Below are 12,803 nucleotides of genomic sequence, written 5' to 3'. Positions count from 1 at the left end.
GATGGCCCTTCCATTCAGAACCACCGGATCACTATGACCTGCTTTCGCATCTGCTCGAATTGTCATTCTCGCAGTTAAGCGGGCTTATGCCATTGCACTAACCTCACGATGTCCAACCGTGATTAGCCCACCTTCGTGCTCCTCCGTTACTCTTTAGGAGGAGACCGCCCCAGTCAAACTACCCACCAGACACTGTCCTCACCCCGGATAACGGGGCTAAGTTAGAATATCAAACATATAAGGGTGGTATTTCAAGGTCGGCTCCACCCATACTAGCGTACTGGTTTCAAAGCCTCCCACCTATCCTACACATATAAGTTCAACATTCAGTGCCAAGCTGTAGTAAAGGTTCACGGGGTCTTTCCGTCTAGCCGCGGGTATACTGCATCTTCACAGCAATTTCAATTTCACTGAGTCTCGGGTGGAGACAGCATGGCCATCATTACGCCATTCGTGCAGGTCGGAACTTACCCGACAAGGAATTTCGCTACCTTAGGACCGTTATAGTTACGGCCGCCGTTTACCGGGGCTTCGATCAAAAGCTTTGACTTTTTATAAGTCTAACCTTATCAATTAACCTTCCGGCACCGGGCAGGCGTCACACCGTATACTTCATCTTACGATTTTGCACAGTGCTGTGTTTTTAATAAACAGTTGCAGCCATCTGGTATCTGCGACTTTCAACAGCTATATTCGCAAAGAACTTCACCGTTAAAAGTGTACCTTCTCCCGAAGTTACGGTACCAATTTGCCTAGTTCCTTCACCCGAGTTCTCTCAAGCGCCTCGGTATTCTCTACCTGACCACCTGTGTCGGTTTAGAGTACGATTCTTTACAATCTGTAAGCTTAGAGGATTTTCCTGGAAGCATGGCATCAATGACTTCACTACCATAGCAGCTCGACATCATATCTCAGCGTAAAATAATCCGGATTTCCCTAAACTATTCGCCTACATATTTGAACCTGGACAACCGTCGCCAGGCACACCTAGCCTTCTCCGTCCCCCCATCGCAATTGCAAAAAGTACGGGAATATTAACCCGTTTACCATCGATTACGCCTATCGGCCTCACCTTAGGAGTCGACTTACCCTGCCCCGATTAACGTTGGACAGGAACCCTTAGTCTTCCGGCGTGAGGGTTTTTCACCCTCATTATCGTTACTCATGTCAGCATTCGCACTTCTGATACCTCCAACATGCCTTACGACATATCTTCAACAGCTTACAGAACGCTCCCCTACCCAATATAACCAGTTGGTTATATTGCCGCAGCTTCGGTTTGTAGCTTAGCCCCGTTATATCTTCCGCGCAGGCCGACTCGACTAGTGAGCTATTACGCTTTCTTTAAATGATGGCTGCTTCTAAGCCAACATCCTAGCTGTTTAAGCCTTCCCACATCGTTTCCCACTTAGCTACAAATTAGGGACCTTAGCTGGCGGTCTGGGTTGTTTCCCTTTCCACGATGGACGTTAGCACCCACCGTGTGTCTCCCGGACATTACTTACTGGTATTCGGAGTTTGCAAAGGGTTGGTAAGTCGGGATGACCCCCTAGCCTTAACAGTGCTCTACCCCCAGTAGTATTCATCCGAGGCGCTACCTAAATAGCTTTCGGGGAGAACCAGCTATCTCCAGGTTTGATTGGCCTTTCACCCCTAACCACAAGTCATCCGCTAATTTTTCAACATTAGTCGGTTCGGTCCTCCAGCTGATGTTATTCAACCTTCAACCTGCTCATGGCTAGATCACCTGGTTTCGGGTCTATATCCAGAGACTAAAATAGCCCAGTTAAGACTCGGTTTCCCTTCGGCTCCCTTATGCAGTTAACCTTGCCACTGAATATAAGTCGCTGACCCATTATACAAAAGGTACGCAGTCACACTGAATAACAGCGCTCCTACTGCTTGTATGTACACGGTTTCAGGTTCTATTTCACTCCCCTCACAGGGGTTCTTTTCACCTTTCCCTCACGGTACTAGTTCACTATCGGTCAGTCAGTAGTATTTAGCCTTGGAGGATGGTCCCCCCATATTCAAACAGGATATCACGTGTCCCGCCTTACTCGATTTCACTAATAATGTACTGTCGGTTACGGGGATATCACCCTGTATCACAGCACTTTCCAGAGCTTTCACCTAATACATTAATAGTTTAAGGGCTACTCCAATTTCGCTCGCCACTACTTTCGGAATCTCATATTGATTTCTACTCTTCGAGGTACTTAGATGTTTCAGTTCCCTCGATTTACTTCATAATGCTATATATTCACATTATGATATACACTTGCGTGTATAGGTTTCCCCATTCGGAAATCCCAGACTCAAGCGGATTTTACTTCCTTATCTAGGCTTATCGCAAGTTAATACGTCCTTCATCGCCCCTGACTGCCAAGGCATCCACCGTGTACACTTAATTACTTAACCATACAACCCTAAAAAGTTTTAATATAACAAATAATTTATCTTTCTATTAAATTAATGCCAGGATAACTTTATTATCCTAAATTAACTAACAGAATTATCTGTCTAGTTTTCTAAATTGTTAAAGAACAGGCTTTACTATATTTAATTGATTTTAATCGTTTAATCATTGGTGGAGCTATGCGGGATCGAACCGCAGACCCCCTGCGTGCAAAGCAGGTGCTCTACCAGCTGAGCTATAGCCCCTTCTCCTTGCATACATTAGCTTTAAGTATGAACGTTCAATTTTAACTCCTTTTGGTAATAACTTAAATATTCAAAAGGATTGGTGGGTCTGAGTGGACTTGAACCACCGACCTCCCGCTTATCAGGCGAACGCTCTAACCAACTGAGCTACAGACCCAATATCTAACTAAACTCTTTAACTTTAAATTAATCTAATTAATTTGTGTGAGCACTCATTCAAACAATCCTGATATTTTAAGGAGGTGATCCAGCCCCAGGTTCCCCTAGGGCTACCTTGTTACGACTTCACCCCAGTCATGAACCACAAAGTGGTGAGCGTCCTCTCGAAAGTTAAACTACCCACTTCTTTTGCAACCCACTCCCATGGTGTGACGGGCGGTGTGTACAAGGCCCGGGAACGTATTCACCGTAGCGTGCTGATCTACGATTACTAGCGATTCCGACTTCATGGAGTCGAGTTGCAGACTCCAATCCGGACTACGATGTACTTTAGGGGATTAGCTTACCATTACTGGTTGGCAACCCTTTGTATACACCATTGTAGCACGTGTGTAGCCCTACTCGTAAGGGCCATGATGACTTGACGTCGTCCCCACCTTCCTCCGGTTTCTCACCGGCAGTCTCCTTGAAGTTCCCGACATTACTCGCTGGCAAACAAGGACAAGGGTTGCGCTCGTTGCGGGACTTAACCCAACATTTCACAACACGAGCTGACGACAGCCATGCAGCACCTGTCTCAAAGTTCCCGAAGGCACACCTGTATCTCTACTGGCTTCTTTGGATGTCAAAAGTAGGTAAGGTTCTTCGCGTTGCATCGAATTAAACCACATGCTCCACCGCTTGTGCGGGCCCCCGTCAATTCATTTGAGTTTTAATCTTGCGACCGTACTCCCCAGGCGGTCTACTTAACGCGTTAACTACGAAAGCTACAGCTCAAGGCCACAACCTCCAAGTAGACATCGTTTACGGCATGGACTACCAGGGTATCTAATCCTGTTTGCTCCCCACGCTTTCGCATCTGAGTGTCAGTATCTATCCAGGGGGTCGCCTTCGCCACTGGTATTCCTTCAGATCTCTACGCATTTCACCGCTACACCTGAAATTCCACCCCCCTCTATAGTACTCTAGTCTGACAGTTTTAAATGCAGTTCCGAGGTTAAGCCCCGGGCTTTCACATCTAACTTATCAAACCACCTACATGCGCTTTACGCCCAGTAATTCCGATTAACGCTCGCACCCTCCGTATTACCGCGGCTGCTGGCACGGAGTTAGCCGGTGCTTCTTGTGCAGTTAACGTCAAAATATACATGTATTAGATGCATATTCTTCCTCACTGCTGAAAGTGCTTTACAACCCTAAGGCCTTCTTCACACACGCGGCATGGCTGCATCAGGCTTGCGCCCATTGTGCAATATTCCCCACTGCTGCCTCCCGTAGGAGTCTGGACCGTGTCTCAGTTCCAGTGTGGCTGTTCATCCTCTCAGACCAGCTAGGGATCGTCGCCTTGGTAAGCCATTACCTTACCAACTAGCTAATCCCACCTAGGCGTATCCAATAGCGCAAGGCCTATAAAAGGTCCCCTGCTTTTCTCCAAAGAGTTTATGCGGTATTAGCCATCGTTTCCAATGGTTATCCCCCTCTACTGGGCAACTTCCTAGGCATTACTCACCCGTCCGCCGCTCGACAACCAATTATCCTTTTAAAAAAAGGATAGCTGTTGTTTCCGCTCGACTTGCATGTGTTAGGCCTGCCGCCAGCGTTCAATCTGAGCCATGATCAAACTCTTCAATTAAAGCTTTTGTTATCAAGGTAATTGCTTAATGAATACTCAATACATCAAAAAAATGTAAACCAACATTAGTTCCTATCAATTAAATAAATATCGATCGTTCCCTTTGTTGTTCACTAAACAAGCCTTTAAGACTGTTATCAAATAAGTGCTCACACAGATTAATAGATTTAATGTTATTAAAGAGCTTGCTTTCTTCTTTTACTAGAAAGAATCAAACATTCTAGCTAGATCCAACTCTGTGTCAAATACTTTTTTAAAATTTAATATGCAAATAAATTACTTTATTTAAAATAGCTATTATATGTTTTTTAATAATGTTTATAATTATAAGTATGACTTTAATTAAAAATCACTATATAATTAAATTCGTTCCATTAAATTTGCAGTGAATAAATGACTGCTTCGTGACTTCCTTGACATCTAAAATATATTTTTATTCAGATCTAACTAATGAAAAAACATAGTATAAAAACCTTTCAAGAAATAATTTTTATTCTTCAAAATTATTGGTCAAAAAATGGATGTACTATTATTCAACCATTAGATCTTGAAGTAGGTGCTGGCACTTCTCATCCTATGACATGCCTACGATCAATAGGGCCAGAGCCCATGTCAATCGCGTATGTTCAACCATCTCGTCGACCTAGTGATAGTCGCTATGCTCAAAATCCAAACCGTCTTCAACATTATTATCAGTTTCAAGTAGCCTTAAAACCATCCTTAAAAAACGTACAAGAACTGTATTTAGGTTCATTAGAAGTTCTTGGGATTAATTTAAAAATTCATGATATCCGTTTTGTAGAGGACAATTGGGAAAATCCAACTTTAGGTGCTTGGGGATTAGGATGGGAAGTCTGGCTTAATGGAATGGAAATAACTCAATTTACATATTTTCAACAAATTGGTGGACTTGATTGCAAACCAGTAACAGTTGAAATTACTTATGGTGTAGAAAGATTAGCTATGTTTATTCAACAAGTTAATTCAGTTTATGAGATTATTTGGAATATTGCACCCAATGATAGAATAATTACATATGGTGAACTTTTTCACCAAAATGAAGTTGAACAATCTATTTACAATTTTGAGCATACAAATATTCCATTTTTATTTAATTTTTTTAAACAGTGTGAAAAAGAATGCAATGAACTCATTACACTAAAAAGACCACTTCCAATACCAGCGTATGAACGTATTTTAAAAGCAGGACATGTATTCAATTTACTAGATGCACGTAAAGCAATCTCTGTTACTGAACGACAATGCTATATTCTTCGTATTGGTAAACTAACTAGGAAAGTTGCAGAAGTATACTATGAATTACGAGAAGCTTTAGGATTTCCATTATGCCATTTAAATAAAAGTAATAAACAATGAAAGAAAAAAATATAGCAAAAACCTTTTTAATTGAATTAGGAACTGAGGAATTACCATCATTAAAACTGCGTTCTTTAGGGGAATCTTTTTCAAAAATATTTGAAAAAGAATTGAAGAAGGAAAGAATAACATATAAAAGAATTAAATGGTATGCTACACCGCGTCGTCTTGCATTGAAAGTAACAAATTTATTAGAAATTCAACCTACAAGAGTAATAAACAAACGAGGCCCTTCTATTTCTGTTGCATTTGATACTAATGGTAAAGCAACTCAATCTGCTTTGAGTTGGGCTAAAAGTAATAATATTCAATTAGAAGAAGCTAACCACCTAGTTACAAAAAAAGGTAAGTGGTTAGTGTTAAAAAAAGAAATAGAAGGTAAAAATATTCAAGAATTAATTATACCATTGATTAAAAGAAGTATCATTAATTTATCAAAAGATAAGACCATGCGTTGGGGAAACTCTAATATTCGTTTTATACGACCTATAAAAACCCTAACAATTCTACTTAATGATGAACTTATTCATGGAGAAATTTTAGGTGTTTCATCTAGCCGTACTATTCATGGCCATCGTTTTATTGGTAAACATAAGCTGTCTATACAATCTGCAAATCAATATCCGAAAATCTTAAAAGAACAAGGTAAAGTAATTGCTGATTTTCAAGAACGCAAAGAAAAAATTCTATTGTATGCTAACAAGGCTGCAGAAAAAATTGGAGGTGTTCTGGATTTAGATGATACTTTACTAGAAGAAATTACTTCTCTTGTTGAATGGCCTGTAATTTTAATAGGAAAGTTCAAAACACAATTCTTAAAAATCCCCTTAGATGCTTTGGTCTATACTATGAAAACTCACCAAAAATGCTTGCCTGTCTATGAAAACAAGAGGAAAAAACAACTATTACCAAACTTTATATTTGTTGCTAATATTGAATCTAAAGATCCTAATCAAATAATAAACGGTAACGAGAAAGTAATTCATTCTCGTCTTTCCGATGCTAAGTTTTTCTTTATAAAAGATCGCAAACGTAAACTCATTGAATATCTTCCAGAATTAGATAAGGCTATCTTCCAAAAACAACTTGGAACACTTAAAGAAAAAACAGAACGAATAGTAGAACTTTCTACTTATATTGCAAAAAAAAATACTGCTAATATTAAAAATACCAAGCGTGCAGCGCTTCTAAGTAAGTGTGACTTAATGACATCTATGGTATTCGAATTTAGTGAAATGCAAGGTATAATTGGCATGCATTATGCAAGTTACGATGGTGAAGAAAAAGAAGTAGCTATAGCATTATATGAACAATACAGACCAAGATTTTCCGGTGATTTATTACCAAGCCGAGGCATTGCTTCATCACTTGCTCTTGCAGATAAACTGGATACTATAGTAGGAATTTTTGGAATTAATCAAATCCCTAAAAAAGGTGGAGATCCTTTTGCACTGCGACGTTTATCATTAGGAGTGCTTCGTATTATTATAGAAAATAGTTATGATTTTGATTTAGCTGATCTCATTACGAAATCTAAAGAATTATTTAAAAATAAATTAACGAATAATAGTGTAGAAATCCATGTAATTGAATTTATTTTAGCTCGTCTTCATGCATGGTATAAAGATTCCGGTTTTGATCTACATATAATCCAATCTGTATTAGCAACAAAATCCACTAAATTAATAGATGTTGATGAACGAATAAAAGCAATATCAAATTTCATTGAATTAGAAAAAGGCAAATCATTTATCGCTGTAACTAAACGTGTAACTAACATATTGGTGAAGTGTAACTTCACATTAAAAGAAGAAATTAATCCAATCCTTCTTTGCAAAGATGAGGAAAAAATTCTATCTGATAAAATAAAGATATTAAAACAAGAATTAAATTCAAATTTTATATTAAATAAATACAGCAAAAAATTAGAAAAACTAGCTCAATTGACTCCAATAATTAATACTTTTTTTGATAAAGTAACTATCATAAGCAATGACAAAAGAATAAGACAGAATCGCTTAACAATATTAAAAAATATATCTAATTTATTCCAAGGAATAGCAGACTTTTCGATCTTGAAAGAGTAAAATTTTCTGAAAAACCCACCATGTCAATTAAGTAACTATCTAACTAATCTAAATAATTTAACTTCTATCATAGCACATGGCATTAATTAAATTACGGTTATCTAATATAGTCTGCTAGTTGATGAGAAATCTACATTATGCATATGTAGCATCCTTCTAAAAATATTACACCATAAGAATATAGATATTTAACCTATTGAATTTGATAAATAAATGATAGATTAAATTTTTTATTAAATATGAGTAAATTAACTTTCCCTAAGTTAACTACTTTAAGGGCATTTTCTTCAATAAAATTACGACGAGGTTCCACTTGATCTCCCATTAAAGTAGTAAATAATAAATCAGCACTAATAGCATCTTCAATTCGTACTTGTATCATGTGACGTTTTTCTGGATCCATTGTAGTTTCCCAAAGCTGATCTGGATTCATTTCACCTAACCCTTTATATCTCTGAAAACTTAAACCTCTGCGTGATTCTTTAAATAACCAATTTAATGCTTCGATGAAAGTTGTTACAGGTTTTATACATTCACCTCGCTGAATATATGCACCCTCTTGTAATAGACTACGAAATTCTTTTGATAAAGAAACTAATTTTACATATTCCTTTGAATTTATCAGTTCAATACCTAATACATATTTATCCATCACACCATAAGTAAAAACAGATATTTTCGGAAAATATAATAAAGTGCTAGGATCCCTTTCAATTTCACAAAAATATTTTCTAATACTGGTGCTTTTAATATCTAACTCTTTAACAAGCTGTGTAATCCATTTTTTTATTAATATCAAGTTGCTGCATTGTTTTTCTGTTAAACAGGGAACATTAATTAAACCTTGAACCAAATCTTTTGGGTAATAACGACTTATACGATTTACTAATTTCATACATGTATTATACTTGTTCACAAGCGTTTCTAATATTTTCCCGGTCAAAGCTGGCGATTTACTACTTATAAACAGTGAAGCCTTATCTAGCGCAAGTGAAACTTGATATTTCTCCATTGCAGCTTCATCTTTAATATATTGCTCATTCCTACCATTTTTTACTTTATAAAGTGGAGGTTGAGCAATATAAATATAACCACGTTCAATTAATTCGGGCATTTGCCGATAAAAAAAAGTCAATAATAAAGTGCGTATATGAGAACCATCGACATCAGCATCAGTCATAATAATGATGTGTTGATAACGCAACTTACTTAAGTTGTACTCATCTCGACCGATGCCACAACCTAATGCTGTAATTAAAGTTGCTACCTCTTGAGAAGAAAGCATCTTATCAAAACGAGCTTTTTCAACATTAAGAATCTTACCTTTTAATGGTAGAATAGCTTGATTTTTTCTATTACGTCCTTGCTTAGCACTTCCTCCTGCAGAATCTCCTTCTACGATATATAATTCAGAGAATTTAGGATCTCTTTCCTGACAATCTGCTAATTTTCCTGGCAAACCTGCCAATTCTAAAGCACCCTTCCGACGCGTCATCTCACGAGCTTTACGAGCAGCTTCACGAGCACGGGCTGCATCAATGATTTTTGAACAAATCACCTTAGATTCTATAGGATTTTCTACTAAAAATTCAGATAATTTTTCTCCCATTATTGATTCAACTGCAGACTTTACTTCAGATGAAACGAGTTTATCTTTAGTTTGACTAGAAAATTTAGGATCTGGAACTTTTACTGAAACAATAGCTGCAAGACCTTCACGAATATCATCCCCTAAAGTAACAGTTTTAGATTTTTTAGATAAACCGTTTTTGTCCATAAATACATTTAAAGTACGAGTTAGTGCAGATCTAAAGCCCGCAAGATGAGTACCACCATCACTTTGAGGGATATTATTTGTAAAACAATAAATATTTTCTTGAAAACCATCGTTCCATTGCATAGCTACTTCAACAACAATCCCATCCTCGCGTTCATGAAAGAAATAAAAAATCTTAGGAATTATATTTTTTTTGTTGTGATTTAAATGTGCAACAAAGGCTTGAATACCTCCATCAAATTTAAAATGATCATATTTATCTTCCTCTCGTTCATCAAGCAATTGAATAGAAATTCCAGAATTAAGAAATGATAATTCTCTCAAACGCTTTGCTAGGATATCGTAATGAAATGTAAGATTAGAAAAAATTTTTTCACTTGGCCAAAATCTAATTTCCGTACCAGTTTTTTCTGTAAAGCCAATTTGATTTAATGGTAACTGGGATTTACCATTGTGATAGACTTGGTTATATGTTTTCCCATCACGATGAATAGTTAAAACTACTTTTTTTGATAAAGCATTTACAACTGACACCCCAACTCCATGTAAGCCTCCAGAAACCTTATATGAATTATCATCGAACTTGCCACCAGCATGAAGAACTGTCATAATAACTTCTGCAGCTGAAACTTTTTCTTCCGCATGCATTTCAGTAGGTATGCCTCGACCATCATCTTGTACTGATACTGAATCATCATCGTAAAGAGTTACAATAATTTCATTGCAATAACCTGCTAATGCTTCATCAATTGAATTATCAACTACTTCAAAAACCATATGATGCAAACCAGTACCATCATCTGTATCACCTATATACATACCGGGACGTTTGCGTACTGCATCTAATCCTTTTAGGATCTTGATACTAGAGGAATCATATTTTTCAGACATTAATTTTTTCTCTTACGTTCTGTTATCACACCATGTTTCACATGAAACACTTTTCCGTTTTTATTGTATCTCTTGCTAATATCTCTCTCGTTAATTAAACTTATAAAAATTTGAGAATCTATTGTACTTAAACAATTAGAAAGTCGATTTTGAGAATTATTATCTAATTCAGAAGCAAAATCATCAATTAGATAAATACATTGATTCGTTGTAGTTTTTTTTAAATGCTGTCCCTGAGCAACTCTTAATGCACAAACCATTAATTTTAATTGACCTCGAGATAAGATTCTATCTACAGGCACTCCATCAATATAACTTTTAAAATCTGCTTTGTTTGGACCACATAAAGTATAACCTAATGTTTTTTCACGAACAAAGTTTTTTTCTAGAATACTTTGATATAAAAAATCCTTATTCCAACCAGAATAATATTCAAATTCAATATTCACTTCAGGCAGAAGAATACTAAGAATATCTTGAAGCATAAATTGGATGCTTTTGACATACTGACCTCGCCATGTATTAATGCTTTCTGCTAAGATTATTAGTTCCCTATCCCAAGGGATTAACGATTGATAATTTGAAACTTTTTTTAACAATGCATTACGCTGCTTAATCAAACGCTTAAAACGTCCCCAAACATTATAAAACTCTGGCTTTGTATAAAATAACCCCCAATCGATAAATGCACGACGAAACTTTGGAGCACCAAGAAGCAATTCTACACTTTCAGGATGAATCAACTGTAAAGGCAATATTTTTGCAAGTTGTGAAATTTTTTGTCCAGACTTACCTTTTATTTTAACTATTTTAGTTCCATTATGCTTCTTATTAATACCAATAGGTAATTCTAGTTTAGAAGAATTTACATATACACCATGAATAAATAATTCATTATATTCATTATGAATAACCTGATTAATTAAATCTGGCTTAAAAGAACGACCAAGACCTAAAAAGTAGACTGCCTCAATAAGATTGGTTTTACCACTTCCATTAGGACCAATAAAAAAATTAAAACCTGTTGCTAATTGAATAGTACAAGTCCTAATATTACGAAATTGATGCAAACTTAAACGAATTAATGACATTTTATATTTTTATAATTATAAACGAATTGGCATCACAACATACATAGCATTACTATTTTCAGCATTTTCAATTAATATACTTGAATTAGAATCCGACATCGATAGACGAACTTTTTTGCACCTTAATGTACTAAGAACATCTAATATATACTTTACATTAAAAGCAATTTCTAAATCTTCACCACTATAAGAAACATCTATAATTTCCTCCGCTTTTTCTTGCTCTACATTACTTGTTGTAATACGCATTTCATCATTTGATAAATTAATTCGAACAGAACGAATTTTTTCGTTAGAAAGAACACCGACTCTAGAAAAAGCTTGATATAAATCATCACATGATGCTTGAAGTACTTTATTAATATTTTCTGGAAATACTAATCGATAATCTGGAAAACAACCATCAACTAATTTAGAGGTTAATATAAAATTCTCTACTTCAATACGCAAAATTGAATCACTAATTTTTAGTAATACAGGATCCATTGAAATATCAAGTAACTTCAGTAATTCTTGTACACTTTTTCTAGGAAGAATAATCTTTGTTGAAGGGAAAGAAGAAATTAACTGAGTTTTAGAAATAGCCATACGATGTCCATCGGTAGCTATCGTTCGCAGTATACTACCTTCAATTTCAAACAACATTCCATTGAGATAATAGCGAATATCTTGATTAGCCATCGAAAAATGAGTTTTTTTCACTAAATTACGTAACTCACTTTGAGCAAGAGATACTACAACATTAGCTTTTAATGCATTAATATTTGGAAAATTATTAGGTGGGGATGTTGAAAGAAAAAATACACCACGTCCAGAATAAACTTTCACTTGTTTTTTTTCCAATGTAAGAGTAATCATTGCTGTCGAAGAAAAACTACGACAAATATCTAGAAATTTCCTTGCTGGAATAGTTACTGAACCTTCTCTAATATCGTTATCTAATAAGATTACACGACTTATTAATTCGACTTCAAGATTAGTTGTAATAATCCATAAAATATTATCCACTACCTTAATTAACAAATGCCCAAGAATAGGCAATGAAGGACGACTTCCAAATACACCAAACACCTGTTGTAATGACTTAACTAGATGATTACTCTGGATAGAAAATTTCATTATGC

The 12,803-nt window shown here is 36.1% G+C and carries 4 protein-coding genes, 2 tRNA genes, 2 rRNA genes and 1 pseudogene; 2 read left to right on the top strand and 7 right to left on the bottom strand.

All coding sequences use genetic code 11. The annotated features are described in order from the left end of the window. The 4 genes from O1U_RS04490 to O1U_RS04475 all read right to left on the bottom strand — a co-directional run. Positions 1 to 2,421 (bottom strand): 23S ribosomal RNA (locus O1U_RS04490); the annotation flags it as partial. 167 nt (positions 2,422 to 2,588) lie between these two features. Continuing rightward, positions 2,589 to 2,664: transfer RNA gene (locus tag O1U_RS04485), tRNA-Ala, on the bottom strand. 80 nt (positions 2,665 to 2,744) lie between these two features. Beyond that, a tRNA-Ile gene (locus O1U_RS04480) sits at positions 2,745 to 2,821 on the bottom strand. 78 nt (positions 2,822 to 2,899) lie between these two features. Further along, a 16S ribosomal RNA gene (locus O1U_RS04475) occupies positions 2,900 to 4,456 on the bottom strand. Between the two features lie 450 nt (positions 4,457 to 4,906). Here O1U_RS04475 and glyQ point away from each other — a divergent pair. Continuing rightward, complete coding sequence (gene glyQ, locus O1U_RS04470; RefSeq protein WP_016504196.1) at positions 4,907 to 5,833, top strand: glycine--tRNA ligase subunit alpha; 927 nt, start codon at positions 4,907 to 4,909, stop codon at positions 5,831 to 5,833. 11 nt (positions 5,834 to 5,844) lie between these two features. Continuing rightward, positions 5,845 to 7,920 (top strand): glycine--tRNA ligase subunit beta, encoded by a 2,076-nt coding sequence (gene glyS, locus O1U_RS04465; RefSeq protein WP_040356630.1) that lies wholly within the window; start codon positions 5,845 to 5,847, stop codon positions 7,918 to 7,920. A 253-nt stretch (positions 7,921 to 8,173) separates the two neighbouring features. Here glyS and gyrB read toward each other — a convergent pair. The 3 genes and pseudogenes from gyrB to dnaN form a co-directional block, all read right to left on the bottom strand. Then, positions 8,174 to 10,588, bottom strand: a pseudogene (gyrB, locus tag O1U_RS04460) (DNA topoisomerase (ATP-hydrolyzing) subunit B); the annotation flags it as partial. Continuing rightward, positions 10,588 to 11,679, bottom strand: a complete 1,092-nt coding sequence (recF, locus tag O1U_RS04455) for a DNA replication/repair protein RecF (protein WP_016504193.1) — start codon at positions 11,677 to 11,679, stop codon at positions 10,588 to 10,590. The gene recF and the pseudogene gyrB, both read right to left, overlap by 1 nt. 15 nt (positions 11,680 to 11,694) lie before the next feature. After that, positions 11,695 to 12,798 carry a DNA polymerase III subunit beta gene (gene dnaN / locus O1U_RS04450; protein WP_016504192.1) on the bottom strand — a complete coding sequence of 368 codons (1,104 nt, stop codon included), beginning with the start codon at positions 12,796 to 12,798 and terminating at the stop codon, positions 11,695 to 11,697. Positions 12,799 to 12,803: the final 5 nt, after the last annotated feature.

This window comes from Candidatus Photodesmus katoptron Akat1, assembly GCF_000478685.1.
Lineage (GTDB): Bacteria > Pseudomonadota > Gammaproteobacteria > Enterobacterales > Vibrionaceae > Vibrio > Vibrio anomalopis.
Note: the sequence above shows the minus strand (reverse complement) of the source record. Positions and strands in the feature narration are given on the sequence as shown.

Bases quoted from the DNA above. Each gene is read 5' to 3' on its own strand.
- glyQ (WP_016504196.1), top strand. From the start codon at position 4,907: ATGAAAAAACATAGTATAAAAACCTTTCAAGAAATAATTTTTATTCTT.
- recF (WP_016504193.1), bottom strand. From the start codon at position 11,679: ATGTCATTAATTCGTTTAAGTTTGCATCAATTTCGTAATATTAGGACT.
- dnaN (WP_016504192.1), bottom strand. From the start codon at position 12,798: ATGAAATTTTCTATCCAGAGTAATCATCTAGTTAAGTCATTACAACAG.